The organism is Meiothermus taiwanensis WR-220 (assembly GCF_003568585.1).
Classification (GTDB): Bacteria; Deinococcota; Deinococci; order Deinococcales; family Thermaceae; genus Meiothermus; species Meiothermus taiwanensis.
The window spans coordinates 2486168-2500020 of the sequence record NZ_CP021130.1 but is presented as its reverse complement, the minus strand read 5'-3'; the positions used below and the strand labels follow the sequence as shown (position 1 = coordinate 2500020).

General features: G+C 63.8%; 12 protein-coding genes. 5 read left to right on the top strand and 7 right to left on the bottom strand.

Features of this window, described 5'->3' with window-relative positions:
• Positions 1–128: 128 nt before the first annotated feature.
• Positions 129–737 carry a helix-turn-helix domain-containing protein gene (locus tag MTAI_RS12320; RefSeq protein ID WP_027886982.1) on the bottom strand — a complete coding sequence of 203 codons (609 nt, stop codon included), beginning with the start codon at positions 735–737 and terminating at the stop codon, positions 129–131.
• Between the two features lie 166 nt (positions 738–903).
• Positions 904–1812, bottom strand: coding sequence for a magnesium transporter CorA family protein (locus MTAI_RS12315; protein WP_027886983.1), 909 nt, complete (start codon positions 1810–1812; stop codon positions 904–906).
• Between the two features lie 392 nt (positions 1813–2204).
• Between MTAI_RS12315 and MTAI_RS12310 the strand changes: the two genes are divergently transcribed.
• On the top strand, positions 2205–2984 hold the full coding sequence (locus MTAI_RS12310; RefSeq protein WP_027886984.1) for a PIG-L deacetylase family protein: 780 nt from the start codon (positions 2205–2207) through the stop codon (positions 2982–2984).
• Positions 2985–3005: 21 nt separating this feature from the next.
• On the opposite strand, the gene MTAI_RS12305 is transcribed toward MTAI_RS12310, so the two are convergent.
• Together MTAI_RS12305 and MTAI_RS12300 are read right to left on the bottom strand one after the other, a co-directional pair.
• On the bottom strand, positions 3006–3437 hold the full coding sequence (locus tag MTAI_RS12305; protein ID WP_027886985.1) for a helix-turn-helix transcriptional regulator: 432 nt from the start codon (positions 3435–3437) through the stop codon (positions 3006–3008).
• Complete coding sequence (locus MTAI_RS12300; protein WP_027886986.1) at positions 3434–3874, bottom strand: DUF6932 family protein; 441 nt, start codon at positions 3872–3874, stop codon at positions 3434–3436. The genes MTAI_RS12305 and MTAI_RS12300 overlap by 4 nt, the downstream gene beginning before the upstream one ends.
• Positions 3875–4048: 174 nt before the next feature.
• Between MTAI_RS12300 and MTAI_RS12295 the strand changes: the two genes are divergently transcribed.
• The gene (locus MTAI_RS12295) at positions 4049–5332 is read left to right on the top strand and encodes a CCA tRNA nucleotidyltransferase (RefSeq protein ID WP_027886987.1); all 1284 of its coding nucleotides are present in this window, start codon (positions 4049–4051) and stop codon (positions 5330–5332) included.
• A 27-nt stretch (positions 5333–5359) separates the two neighbouring features.
• Positions 5360–6073 carry an alpha/beta fold hydrolase gene (locus tag MTAI_RS12290; RefSeq protein ID WP_027886988.1) on the top strand — a complete coding sequence of 238 codons (714 nt, stop codon included), beginning with the start codon at positions 5360–5362 and terminating at the stop codon, positions 6071–6073.
• On the opposite strand, the gene MTAI_RS12285 is transcribed toward MTAI_RS12290, so the two are convergent.
• Together MTAI_RS12285 and MTAI_RS15625 are read right to left on the bottom strand one after the other, a co-directional pair.
• On the bottom strand, positions 6067–8847 hold the full coding sequence (locus MTAI_RS12285; protein ID WP_043983276.1) for a tetratricopeptide repeat protein: 2781 nt from the start codon (positions 8845–8847) through the stop codon (positions 6067–6069). The genes MTAI_RS12290 and MTAI_RS12285 overlap by 7 nt on opposite strands.
• A gap of 53 nt (positions 8848–8900) precedes the next feature.
• The gene (locus MTAI_RS15625) at positions 8901–9668 is read right to left on the bottom strand and encodes a PEGA domain-containing protein (protein ID WP_187388553.1); all 768 of its coding nucleotides are present in this window, start codon (positions 9666–9668) and stop codon (positions 8901–8903) included.
• Positions 9669–9808: 140 nt separating this feature from the next.
• On the opposite strand from MTAI_RS15625, the gene MTAI_RS12275 reads away from it, so the two are divergent.
• Both MTAI_RS12275 and MTAI_RS12270 read left to right on the top strand, forming a co-directional pair.
• Positions 9809–10585, top strand: a complete 777-nt coding sequence (locus MTAI_RS12275) for a fumarylacetoacetate hydrolase family protein (protein ID WP_027886991.1) — start codon at positions 9809–9811, stop codon at positions 10583–10585.
• A gap of 98 nt (positions 10586–10683) precedes the next feature.
• Positions 10684–11919: a potassium/proton antiporter gene (locus MTAI_RS12270; protein ID WP_036196870.1), complete on the top strand. Its 1236-nt coding sequence runs from the start codon at positions 10684–10686 to the stop codon at positions 11917–11919.
• A 17-nt stretch (positions 11920–11936) separates the two neighbouring features.
• Here the strand turns inward: MTAI_RS12270 and MTAI_RS12265 are convergent, their stop codons facing one another.
• The gene (locus MTAI_RS12265; RefSeq protein ID WP_027886992.1) at positions 11937–13454 is read right to left on the bottom strand and encodes an Rqc2 family fibronectin-binding protein; all 1518 of its coding nucleotides are present in this window, start codon (positions 13452–13454) and stop codon (positions 11937–11939) included.
• Between the last annotated feature and the right edge of the window lie 399 nt (positions 13455–13853).

Below are 13853 nucleotides of genomic sequence, written 5' to 3'. Positions count from 1 at the left end.
CCTTTTGAGTATAACCCAATACCCCATCTCCCCGGATGCCTATGTCTTAATCGAGATGCTGTAGAAAATCGGCGCGGCCACCCGTCCCTGGGAGCGGGTGGCCTGGGTTACAATCCTGGACAGAAGCCCTAGGCCGCCTCTTTGGATAGCCGCTCGAGGCCGCTGGGGTTCTCCAGCACCAGCTTGCCGTAGCCGGAGCGGATGTAGCCCTCGCGGGTCAGCTCGCCGATGACTTTGGTCACAGTCTCGCGCACCGAACCCACCGCCGAGGCAATCTCGTCGTGGGTGGCCCGCACCCCAATCCGGCCGTTTTTCTCCATAAAGGCCACCGGCGTGCGGGATAGCTCGAGCAGGGTGGCCGCGATGCGGTTCTTAAGGCGCTGGCCGGAGATGCGTTGAATAGTCTGGTAGGTCTGGCTAAGGGCCCGCACCAGGCCCTGTACCAGCTCGTGCATCTCCTGCGCAGAAAGCTGCCCGGGTGCCAGGGCATCGATTTTGGTTTCGGTCACAGCCTCGGCGAAGTAGGTGCGCTCGGCGCCGGAGATGACCTCTTCGCCAAAATACTCACCGGGGCGCACGAAACGTAACGTCAGGGCGTTGCCCTCATCGTCCACGCTCTGGAGCCGTACCAGACCTTCCCGTACCCGGTAGAGCTGATCCTTGGGGCTGGGCTCGCCCGGATAGAGGATGATCTCGCCAGGATCGAAGGTTAGGGTATCAAGGATGCTGGTTTGCATGGCTTCATCACTCCTCAAAACCGAATATAGCAGGCCGGGGTTATTTTGTAAACAATCATGTTGATTTATTTGAGGTGAGTGAGATTACATATTTTGGAAAAATGCGCAATACCGGCCTGCTACCCTGCTATACGCAGGGGCTCAGGGGCCTGGATGTGGGCGGGCTTTACCACCAGCCCCGGCGTTTCATCCAGAACGCCAGACTGCCGCCGATCAGCAACAGTCCGCTCCAGAAGTAGATTCTTCCTGCGGGCCAATGGTACTCGGTAAAGGCCTCGAAGTTGGTGCCGTAGATGCCGGCCCACAGGGTCATGGGCAGGAACAGCACCGAGATGACCGTCAGGGCCTGAACCACCCGGTTGAGCCGATTGTTCTGGGCCGAGAGGTACACCTCCAGCACGTTGGATAGCTCGTCTCGAGCGGCATCCAGCCCCTCGTATACCCGACCCATGCGGTCGGTGAGGTCGCGGAATAGGTAGGCCTCACCGCCCAGGAGGGGGAGGCGTTCCAGGTGCAGCAAGGCCTCGCGGGCCTGGGAAACTAGGCGGCGGGTGCGCAGCACCTCGCGGCGGGCGGAAAACACCCGGCGGGGGATCTCGGGGGTGTTGTCGCCATTCAGGGCCAGCTCTTCCAGGTCTTCGACCCGGTCGGTGAGGGCATCGGTGTACTCGAAAAAAGTTTGCACGCCCTGGTCGAGCAGGCGCTGCCACAAGCGCAGGCACGAACCCCCACGGAAGCTGTTCCAGATTTGCTCGAGGTAGTCTACCGGCTCGTTGCGGTAGGTGAGCAGCACCTGGGCCTCGGGGAAATAGAAGTACGAGACCCGCTCGGTGCGGCTGTGGGCGTTGTGGGGGGACTCGAGGGTACGAAAGATCAGGAAAAGGTGCTTGGGGTACTCCTCGAAGCGGCTCCAGTGTCCGATCTCCTGGGCGTCGGCTAGGGCCAGGGGGTTGAGGGGGTACTGCTTCCCGATGAGCGCTAGTTCCTCGGGCGTGGGGGTTTCGACATCCACCCAGACCTGGGTTTCTAGCAGGCCGCAAGGGGCCCCGTCGGAGAGTTGCTTGGCCCGAACCATGGCCTATAGCTTATCGCGTTTCACAATTGCCTGCCCCACGCTGGCAGGCAGTTTATCCAGTACAGCAAAATACGCTGTACGATGACTTTTGAATCTGGTATTGGCAATACGTGCGTCATCACGGGCTAGGCAGCGACAACGAGCCATCCAGGCAAAACCGTCCTCGACCCTTCTTGGGTAGGGGAAAGCCTTCCAGCCCTGACCGCGCCCAGGACGGTTTCGTCAGCTGCAAAATCTGATGTGGAAGGTCAGTTTGCCAGGCTGCCGATTGCAGGTAAGGGGTCTTGGTTGCGATATGGAGGCCTCGAGAACCTGAAGTTGGGGGCTTTTTACCGCTGAAGCTGGGGCTAAGCGCCGAGGCTGGTGCGGGTAACCGGTTAGACTAAGCCCGTATGCGCCTACTTGCCATCTTCGCCCACCCCGACGACGAGTCGTTTTTCTGCGCCGGAACCTTAGCCAAGTATGCGGCTTTGGGGCACGAAGTGTACCTGATCTGCGCCACGCGCGGGGAGCAGGGCCGGATCCGGCATCCGGCCCTCGATGCCTCGCTTTATCCCAAGGGTGAGGCTTTGGGTAAGCTGCGCGAAAAGGAGCTCGAGGCCGCCTGCGCCATTCTGGGCCTGCGCCCACCCATCTTTCTGGGCTACCAGGACTCGGGGTATCCGCTCGAGGTCGCCTTAGCCAACCCCAGGGGCTTCATGCACCAGGACTTGCAGCAGATTGAGGATGTCCTGCTGGGGTACATGGCCCAGCTAAAGCCCCAGGTGGTCATCGGGTTCGACCCGCAGGGCTACTACGGCCATGCCGACCACATCCACCTGCACCGGGCCACCCTGGGGGCCTTCTGGCGGGCCGGCAATGTGATGCCCGAACCGCCCAAGCGGCTTTTCTTTCCGGTACGCACCCAGGAGCGGGTGGCCCAGACCAAGTTCGACCCCGCGCGCTATGGGGTCTCGCCCTGCTCGGTGGCGGTGCGGGTGGACGTGCGCCCCTTAGCCCCGACCATCCGGGCGGCGGTGCTGGCCCATGCTTCGCAGGCCGGGCCTGAGGAGAACTTTGCCCAGGTGCTCCTGGACTGGCCGGGCCTGCTGGAAGAGGAGACCTTCGTGCTGGGCGGGCTGCGGGGTTCTTTTCCGGCCATGCCGGTGAACGATTTGCTGGCCGGGTTTTAACTGGCGCAGTCCACAGCAAGATTACCGGCCGAATACTACCTCGGCCTTGATCTGGACGTTGAGCGCCCTGGCAATTTCGATGAGCCGCTCGAGACTGGCCGAGGCATAGTGTGTGGCTTCATAACGCTGAATCTGTTGCTTTTTGAGCTTCAATCGTTTTGCAAGCTGCTCCTGGGTAAGGCCCGCTGCGATCCGCGCCTTGATGAGGGCTTCAGGTAAATCTTCCAAGGAAGATACCTGGACGGAGCGAACTTCTCGACGGCGGAGGGCCTCGTACTGGGCCATCTGTTCACGCAAGTCTTCAATCTGGCTTTGCAGCGCCTCGAGCCGGGCCTGCCGCAGCTTAGGATGCTCGTTTCCTAAGGGTGCACGTTGCAGCTGCTCCAGGCTTTGCTCGAAGCGCCTGAGCCAGGCCCCGCTGATTCTGTACTCGCGCTCGTTCTCGATCCTCATGGAAACCCCTTTCCCAAATCAATGGCCACAATGCCCTTGCGGCTGCCGTTCCTATCCGACTGAAAAAAATCGAGAAAGGGCGTACCATCCCCTTTGGCATCCGCACTGGCCGGGAAAAACTCCCCACCGTACTTGGCTTTTTGAGCAGCGCGACGGTTGGAGAAGTCGAGCAGAACAGGATCTAGTTTATTGAAATCTACACCGCTCGGTTCCCAGCAGGCGTCAAAATCGGCGGGTTGGTCTTTGGTCGTTACAAAACTTCCATTCAGATACACTCTTTTGCAGCCAGCTTGTTGGAGGTTCAAAAGCGCCATTCTTAGACCCCCAAGAAGCGCTCTGCGGTGCTCGTTCCAGCCAAACTTAAGTTCTACTTCTTGCCAAGTTGCCAAGTGGATACCCGGAGGAAGACTCCCTCCTTTGTTGAAGTCCGGAATCATAGATCTCCTTTTCCGGCTTGTGGGTTTTCACTTGGTTCTCTTGGTCTGACTTTTTTTGGTTCACTCAACCCAAAAAGCCTAAGACAACAGTAACATTGTCTTTGTAAAAAATCAATGCACGCTAGGAATTTGGCGCTGCGAGTGCTAACCTCAGACTTCGGTTGCCTGCCTGCCATGATGGATTACCGCCAAGTTCTGCAACGGCTTTCCTTCCTGCCCGATCTCTACCTGGTGGGCGGGGCGGTGCGCGACATTCTGCTGGGCCAGACGCCCGAAGACCTGGACTTTGCCACCTCGGCGCCCCCGGAGGAGGTGATGCGTCTGGCTAAAGCCCAGGGCCTGGGGGCGGTTCCCACCGGCCTCGAGCACGGTACCGTCACCATCCTGATCGACCACCACCCCTACGAGGTCACCACCTTTCGCCGCGACGTGGAGACCTATGGACGAAAGGCCAGGGTGGCCTGGGGTCGGTCCATCGAAGAAGACCTGGCCCGGCGCGATTTCACCATCGGGGCCATCGCCATGGATGCCTCGGGGCAGGTGATCGACCCCTACGGCGGGCAGCGGGATCTCGAGGCCGGCGTCTTGCGGGCGGTGGGCGACCCGGCCCAGCGCTTCCGGGAAGACTACCTGCGGGTGATCCGGGCGGGCCGCTTTGCCGCGCGCTACGGCTTCGAGATCGAGCCAACAACCCTGCAAGCTGCGCAGGAAGCGGCCCCGGAGGTGCTCGCGCACGTGGCCGTCGAGCGGGTGACCGCCGAGTTTGACAAAGCCTTTCAGAACGGCACCCCCAGCCGTTTTCTGCGCTACCTCTACGACCTGGAAATCCTGCAACGGCTGATCCCCGAGTTTGAAGACACCCACCTGCTCTTGCAAAACCCCCGCTGGCACCCCGAGGGGGATGTGCTGACCCATGTCTTGCAGGTGGTGGATCGCGCCCCGCCGCCCTACCGCTGGCACGCCCTGCTGCACGACATCGGCAAGAAGGATACCGCGCGCTGGAGGCCCGAGGGTTGGTATAGCTTTTACGGGCACGAGCGGGTGGGTGCCGCGCTGATACCCCGCATCGCCCGCGACCTGCGCCTGCCCAACCATCTGCGGGATGAGCTGGTGGTGACCACCGCTCTGCACATGGTGCCGGTCTTTACCAAGCCCACCCCTGCGGCCATCCGCAGGTTCCAGGCCCAGGCCGGCCCGCACCTGATGGCCCTAAAAGCCCTGTTCGAGGCCGATGGGGCCGGGCGCCGGCCCAAGGAGGCCTGGCAGTTTTTCGAGCCCCAGCCGGTGCCGGTGCAGCCGGTGCTGCTGGGCCGTCATCTGGTCGAACGGGGTCATAAGCCGGGGAAGGCCTTTGGCCGGATGCTCAAAGCTGCCTACGAGTGGCAGCTCGAGACCGGCGAGACCGACCTGGAGAAGCTCTACCAGGTGGCCCTGGGGGCTTTGAAGGGGGAAGCCTGACCCTATTTTTTAGGCTATGCTGGGGATATGTCGGTTCCTGTGGTCTTTCTGCACGCTTTCCCCTACAGCCCGGCCATGTGGGCAGGGCAGCTCGAGGCCGTCGAGGGGCATCCGGTGCTGAACCCCGACATCCTGGGGTTCGAGAGCCTGGAAAGCGCGGCTGCCCACGTGCTGGTCGAGCTGGACGACCTGGGCTGGCAAAGAGCGGTGTTTGTGGGGCTTTCCATGGGGGGCTATGTGATTTTCAGATTGTGGAACCTCGAGCCCGAGCGCTTCGCGGGGATGGTGCTGGCCGACACCCGCGCCACCCCGGACACCCCCGAGGGGGCCCGCCTGCGCTTAGAGCAGGCCGAGCGCATCCGCCGGGAAGGGATGCAGTTCTTCCCGGAGGCCACCCTCAAGGGGCACCTGGGGGCTACCACCCATGCCCGCCGCCCCGAACTGGTGGCCCAGGTGCGGCAGGCCCAGCTCGAGGCCGACCCCGGCCGGGTAGCCAGGAGCCTCGAGGCCCTGGCCCACCGGCCCGACTCGCTGCCGCTGCTCCCCAGCATCTCGGTGCCGGCCCTGGTGCTGGTGGGCGAGGAGGATACCCTCACCCCGCCCTCCGAGGCCCGGCAGATGGCCGCCCAGATTCCCGACAGCCGGATGCTGATCCTGCCCGAGGCAGGGCACCTCTCGAACCTGGAGAACCCCAAAGCCTTCAACACAGCCCTGCGGGGCTTCTTGGCCGAACTTCACTGAGCGGGGCTGGCCTGGCTCAGGTGCAGGGCCAGGCAGTCGTCCAGGGCCAGGGGCGAACGGGTGTTGAGCCGCGCGCGCAGGGCTTCAGCAGGCCAGATTTTGCCCAGCACCCGGCCCAGTTGGGCGCGGTAGGGGGCCGGCAGGCCCGCACAGGTCTGGAGTTTTTTCCAGGCGGCTTCCTCCTGCCCCAGCCCCAGCAGTGCCTGGGTCTCCAGGCCCAGCTTCCAGCTCTGCACCCCTGGGTCTTGCAGATCACCAATCTGCACCACCTGGGCCAGCGCCTCGGCCCACTTCTCCTGCCTCGCCAGGGTCTCGGCGTAGCCCAGGCGGGCCTGGGCCTGGAAATAGGGATCGCTTTGCTGCAAGCAGCCCTGCATCATGGCCTCGGCCTTGGGGGCCGGCATCAGCAGGGAGAGTTTCAGGGCCACATCGATGGACAAGGCGATGTAGCGGTCGCCGGGGAGTTTTTTGCTGAGCAGCTCTTCGTGCAGCTCGCGCAGGATTTTCACGCTTTCGGGGGCTTTTTGACCGCCCACATAGGGCGGTAGGTAGGGCAGTCCGCTGGCCCGTACCCAGTAGGCCACGGCAATGCGGTACAGGGTGCGGCGGTGGCGGTAGTGGGCCTCCTCGGGGCGTTCGCGCACCTCGCGCAGGTAGGCCTCGGCCTCGGCCAGAAGGGCCAGGGCCTCCAGGGGGCGGCCTCGAGCTAGCTCGAGCACGCTGGCCTCGCTCATGGCCCGGGCCCGGATGAACTCGTCGGAGGCCTCGCGGATGGACTGGTACAAGTAGCGCTCGGCTTCTTCGAAGTTGCCGATGCGCCGCAGGGCTGTACCGAAGCGGGCCCGCACCCTTGCTATCTCTTCGGGGGGCGCCCCTGAAGCTTCCAGGGCTTGCAGACCCTGGCGCATCTGGGCCTCGGCCTCGTAGACCCGTCCGGTGCGCAGAAGCAGGTCGCCCGACTGGTAACGGGCCCGTCCGACCAAGAGGGGATCGTGCGAGACCTGCCGTAGGGCTTCCAGGGCCTCCTCAAAGCGGCCGGCGTCTTTGGCAACCAGGCCCTGCCACAGCCGCACCCGGTCGGCCAGAAAGGGCTGAATGGGTAGTGAGAGGGCCTGCTGGACATAGGCTTCGGCCTGGGCGTAGTCGCCTTGCCAGCGCTCCACAGCGGCCCAGACCAGCAGTCCTTCGGCCCCGATCTCGCCTGAAAGGGTCTCGGGCGGGGGCAGCAGCTGCAGGGCGGCGGGGAAATCCCCGGCGTCTACCCGGGCTTCGGCGGCCTTGACCCTGGCCCAGGCCTGCACCGCGGGATCGGTGGAGTGGAAGAGTAGCTCGAGGGCCTCCAGGGCCTCGGGGTGGGCGTACTGGCCCAGCACGGCGCGGTAGCGTACCACTGCCATGGCCAGCTTTTCCCGCTCGAGGGTGGGCCAGGACTGTGAATCAGCCCACAGGGTGGGCAGCAGCGCGAGCCGGCTGGGGTCTTGTGAGAGCAGCTCGAGCAGCTTATCCAGCCGCTGGGCGCCGCGTGCGTGGTGCAATTGACGGAACAGGTCACCCCTAAAAAAATCCAGGGCCAGGGTGTGCAGCCTGCGGGCTTCTTTTTCTGGCACCTGGGGCAGCAGGCTGCGCAGGGCTGGGCGTACCTTGCCCTCACCCATGGGGGCCAGCAGCGCCCGCTCGGCCTGCGAGAGGTGCTCGAGGCTTTTGCCGATGGCCTTTTCCAGTAGGGGAACCGGGATGCCAGGGTCGGCCTCGGGCGAAAGAACGGCCAGCGCGTACAGGATGGGGCGCAGGGCGGTGTCCTGGGCCAGGTTGTAGCCGGCCAGGGCCGCGGGGGGGCTGCCCTGGGTTTGGGCGGCCTCCAGCAACACCAGCCGCGATAGCTCGGCGAAGTTGCGCCCGGCCTGGTTGACCAGGGCTTCTACCCGCTCGGGCGGCAGGTCGGGCAGGCGGTCTTTCACGTAGCGGCGGGCCTCGGCCCGGCTGGGGGGCGAGAGCGGATGCCAGGCCAGGTTGGGCGGGGGCTCGGAAAGCCCGGCCAGAAAAGGAATGGTCAGCCGGCGCAGCAGCGGCTCAATCCAGGCCGCCAGCCCCACCGGGTTGCCCTGGGTATCGCGCAGGCTCAGGCCACCGATCTGCCCCTCCTTTTCGGCCCGCAAGAGCAGGGGTTTCCCGCAGGCGTTGAGGGCGCCGGCCAGCTCGCTGCGCAGCTCATCCTGCAGAGCGGCCTGCAGGGCATAGGGCTGGGTGGGGGAGAGCTGCGAAAGGATGCCCTCGAGCTCCAGCCCCAGTTTTTCCGCCAGGGGGTGGAGGTGCTGGGCCAGCTCCCCCCCCAGGTTGACCATCAGGCAGCCCGGCACAGCCCGCTCCACTGCGGCCAGCAGCACACCCTTGCCGGTGGCCGCGCCCCCCACCACCACCATCTGGGGTTTTTCACCCTGCTCCAGGGCTCGCACAAAGCGGCGAAACAGCCGGCGTTTGTCGCGTCCCAAGGCCCGCCGGGCCGATTCCAGGGCCAGCTCTGAGGGGAGGCTGGGGGGTTCCAGCCCCGATTCGCTGTACAGGTCGCAGATGACCTCGAATAGTCGCAGTTTTTCCTCGGGGCTACCCAGATCTTTGTACAGGATGTTGCGCACCGTCCCGGCCCTTCCACCGCGTTCGGCCACAGCGGCTTCCAGCCAGCGCAGACTGCCTTTTTTGCCGCGGTGATCCCGTCCGCTCAGGTGAGGTCGAAGGGTCTCGAGGTGAACCTGCCAGAGTGTACTCACTTCACCCACAATATCTACACCATACTGGGGTGTAGTGTAGTGCGCAAGTAAATTTGTAGATTTTATTGCGCCAGCTCTACTTCCAGGTTCTTATTTTTGGGCACATTAATCAGGGTGCTCAAGGTGCGGTAGCCGGGTGCTTCAACCTGCAGGGTGTAGTCGCCGGCCTCGAGCAGGAAGCTCGAGCGTCCCTGGCGGCTACTGGCAATCTCAGTGGTGCCTTGCAAAATGCGGATGGTGGGTTCGGGGGCGTTCACGGTTACGTTGAGGAGGCAGGGGCAGGCCGGATCGACCTCGCGCACACTGCCCGAAGCAACGGATGGGGTTGGGGTGGTTGGCTCGGCAGTGGGCGGCGAGGGTTCGGGCGTGGGCTGGGATGGGCCGGCCTCGGGGGGGGTGGGGGCGGGTTCGGCCGGCGGCGTGGGGGTGGGGCTATCCGGCGCGGGGGGTGTGGCGGGGTCGGTTTGGAAGTTGTTGAGCGGGTTGGGGATGGTGCCTGAGGTGAGCAGGTTGGGGCTGCTGCTGTTCAGGAGCACGATGCTGCCAAAGCCGGTAAGTGCCAGTAGCACGGCCAGACCGGTGCTCCAGCCAGCCAGGCGGCTGCGGAGGTTCAACAGGGCCCAGACCAGCAACAGCACCCCCAGGATGCCCAGCCCCCAGAAGACGGTTGTGCCGTACTGCTGGTGCAGCCAGGCCCCGCCCAGCCCAGCCAGGCCCAGCACCAAACCAAATCCCATCCAGGCCAGTCCACCGCGCGGTAGGCGGGTGAGGCCCCAGAGTGTAATAAGCACACCCAGAATGCCCAGAATCCAGAGTAAAAGCGCGTTCATGTCAGCTCCTTTCGTAGATTGCTCGAGGTGGGGTTGGCTCCGACACCTGCTTAGACTCTAACACCCACCTGCTAGGGCATGGTGTAACCCTGGTTGCGGGGCCAGCCAAGGTCTTAGGGCAACGGTATACTCGAGCCACTATGAAGCTCGTACGGTTCGACGCAGGTCAATGGGGGGTACTGGAAGGCGAGACCATTCACGAAACCGATGGCCCGGCGGGCAACCCCACGGGCCGTCATTTTGACCTGGGGGGCGTGACCCTGCTGGCCCCGGCCACCCCCACCAAGATTGTCTGCGTGGGGCGCAATTACCTCGACCATATCCGCGAGATGGGCCACGACTTCGGGGGCGATCTGCCCAAGGAGCCCGGCCTGTTCCTGAAAGGCCCCAACACCCTGGCCCACCCGGCCAACCCGGCCCGCCCCGAGCGCTCGGGCGATGTGGTGCCCTACCCCAGCTTCACCAACCTGCTGCACTACGAAGGGGAGCTGGCGGTGGTGATTGAAAGCCGCATGAAAAACGTACCCGAGAGCGAGGCGCTCGAGCACGTGCTGGGCTACACCTGCGCCCTGGACGTGACCGCCCGCGACAAACAGAAAACCGACCTGCAGTGGGTGCGGGCCAAGTCCGCCGACAAGTTCTGCCCCCTGGGGCCCTGGCTGGTGACCTCGCTCGACCCACAAAACACCACCCTGCGCACCTACGTCAACGGCGAGCTGCGCCAGGAGGCCCACACCAGCCTGATGATCTTCCCGGTGGCTAAAATTCTCTCCTACATCAGCAGCTTTATGACCCTCGAGCCCGGCGATGTGGTACTGACCGGCACCCCCGAGGGGGTGGGCGAGCTCAAGCCCGGCGACCACGTGGAGGTCGCCATCGAGGGCATTGGCGACCTGCACACCCGAATTGGAAACTAAACCGCTGCTTTAGGCCCGATTTGGCAGCATACTGAACCTGGGGTGCTTCGCGCACCAGAGTACAAAGTTGCCTGGCAGTTTTGCCGGGGGATGGGGAGGTGTATTTGCCGAGACCGGAGACCCTTCTGCTGATCACTAGTATCCTGCTGCTTCTCAGCGTGCTGGCCACCAAGCTGGGTGGGCGGCTGGGGGTGCCTGGGCTGCTCTTATTTTTGCTCATCGGGATGCTGGCTGGCAGCGATGGGCCGGGGGGTATCTGGTTTGACAACTACTACGTGACCCAGTTCATAGGCACGGTGGCCCTTGTCTTCATCCTCTATTCGGGTGGCCTTTTTACCCGCTGGAATACGGTGCGCCCGGTGCTGGGGGCTGGCCTGTCGCTGGCCACTTTTGGCGTGTTATTTACCATGCTCCTGACGGGCGTATTCGCTCACTGGGTGTTGGATCTGGGCTGGCTCGAGGCCTTCTTGCTGGGTGCCATAGTCTCCAGCACCGACGCCAGCGCGGTGTTTGGGGTATTGCGCGAGCGGGCCGTGCGCCTGCGCAAGCACCTGCGGCCTTTGCTCGAGTTCGAATCCGGCACCAACGACCCCATGGCGGTGTTTCTGACCGTTGGCCTGACCGCCCTCCTGACCCGCCCCGAGATGAGCGCCTGGCAGATTCTGCCCATGTTCGTCCAGCAGATGCTACTGGGCTTACTGCTGGGTTATAGCCTGGGGCGGGCGGTGGCCTGGATTTTGCAAAACATCCGGCTCAGCTTCGATGGGTTGTATGCGGTTTTGTCGGTTACCTTAATGCTTTTGGTGTTTTCCCTTACCGCCGTGCTGGGCGGCAGTGGATTTGTGGCGGCTTATGTGGCGGGGGTGGTGGTGGGCAACAGCGACTTTCCCCGCAAGACGGCGCTGCTGGCCTTTCATGAGGGCAACACCTGGCTGATGGAGATTGGGATGTTCCTCACCCTGGGCCTGCTGGTCTTCCCCTCGCAGCTTCCCTCGGTGGCGGTAGGGGCTATTCTGCTGGCGCTTTTTCTGATGCTGGTGGCCCGACCTGTGGCGATTTTCCTGAGCCTGCCCAATCGTCGCTTTGCCCTCAACGAGAAACTCTTTGTTTCCTGGGTGGGCTTGCGGGGGGCCATCCCCATCGTGCTGGCGACCTTTCCTTTGCTGGCTGGGGTCGAATCGGCGCAAAAGATATTCAATGTGACCTTCTTCGTGGTGCTGTTTTCGGTGCTGGTGCAAGGAACCACCCTACCCCTGGCCGCCCGCTGGTTGCGGGTGCGCGCCGAGGATGAAGCGGTGGCCTCACCGCTTCCCGAAGCAGTAGGTAGCCGCTAGCCTGTGGGGGTGCTTCTTCAACTCGGGGGAAGCTCAGCATCCACAAAGAGGGTCTTGGCCTGGGTGTACAGCACCTGGCCGGGGGCCGCTTTGCGGGGCCGCCAGACGTGTTTTTTGGCGGTATAGTCCACCGGTACGTTTTTCTCGCCCCGGGCCTTGGAGTGGTGGGCCGCGAGCTGTGCGGCATAGAGCAGGTCGGGCAGGGGTGCGGGGCGGCCCTGGGTGCGCAGAATCACGTGCGAACCGGGGAGGCCCTGGGCGTGGAACCAGAGGTCTTCGGAGTGGGCCATGCGGGTCAGGAGGTCGTTTTCTTTGCTGTTGCGCCCCACCCAGACCTCGAGGCCGCTGGGACTCACCAGGCGCAGGCCCACCTGGGGGCCTTTCTCACGGCTTTTGCGGCCCAGGGCCTGCAACTCCTGGCGGGAGCGCTGCTCGAGCCAGGCGAGTTCCTGCTTTAGCCCGGCGATCTGGGCCTCCAGGGCCGGTATCTGCTCCAGGGCCCGCTCGGCATTGGCCTCGAGGCGCTTGGCCCGGGCGTAGAAGCGGCTGGCGTTCTGGATGGGGGAGAGCCCGGCTTCCAGCGGAATTTCCACCATCTGGCCGGAAAAATCCTCCAGCGTGGCCTTCCGCCCTGGCGGAAGCTGGTGGCCGTAGGCCATTAGCAGATCGCCCCAGCCCCGCAGGCGCTGGGCCTCCTCCAGGCGCTCCAGGGCGTTGTGGGCATCCTCCAGGCGGGCTTGCAGGGTTCGCATCTGCCGCTGGAGGGCCTCGCGCAGGGGTTTGCGCAGGGCCTCGGCCTCTTCCTGCGCCCAGGCGGCCTGGAGGTCAGGAGGGGTGGTTTGCAGGCTGGGCTGCTCGACCAGGCTGTGGATAACCCTGTGGATAAGTGGTAGATGTTCGTGGCTGAGCCGAGTTTCCGGGCTCAGGTGTGCGCGTCGGCAGAGTTCGGCCCCCAGGGCTTTACCCACCCCGTCCAGGTTTTTGATGAGCTGCGCGAGGGGCTGGCCCACAAAGGGCTTCAGTTCGTCCTCCTGCAGGGTGCGGGGGTCGAGCTTGTGGTAGGGTGGGGGCGGGGTGTAAAAAAGCCCGCTCCGCAGTTCGCGGTAGCGGTTGATGGCGGGCGTAACCGGGCGGTCTATGCCGATAATCCGGCCCTCGAGGTCACAAACCATCAGGTTGGCGTTGCGGCCCGTGAGCTCGAAGACCAGCCGGGTGGGGGCGGTGTCCACAAAGCCCTTCTCCCCTTCGAACTGCAAAAACACCACCCGGTCGAGCTTGAGCTGTTCAATTTTTAGCAAACGCCCCTTGCAGCGGGCCTCCAAAAGGCGCTGGAAGGGAGTCTTGGCCTCGCCCACCACACGATCCGCTTCCAGTGCCAGAAGGGGATGGGGCGGGCGGTAGCGCAACAGTAGATTGCCCAGTCCTTCCAGGAGCAGGGCGGCGGTGCCCTCGTCGGGGAAAGCCCAGCCCAGGCTGCGCAAGGGCAACCTCCCCGCCAGCCCGCGCACCACCGCATGAATCAGCAAGCCTTCCACGCTCAGGAGTCTAGCGGACTCTCGACCCCATGCCCACCCTAATTGAGCCCGTGGGTTTGCACATGTAGAGAGTTTCCGTAAAGGCTGGTCGTTGCGATAAAAGATCAGGCAGCCTTGACAGGCTCGGATTAATCTCTAGAATAATATATAGATTTCGTGGAGGTGACACATGGGTTCCATATACCTGCCCGATCAACTGAAGGCCAGGTTGGTTCGAGCAGCCCGGCGTCGCGGTTACCTGGTTGGGCGTGGGCGTCAGTCTCAGCTGGCAGAGTATCTGGCCTATCTCATTCGGCTGGATGAGCAGGCTGGAGGGGCTGAGCGGCCACGGCGCACGCTGGATCAGGCCCGTGGGTTACTGTCGGTTGCTGGAAAGCCGGCGCCTTCGGATGAAGCGAT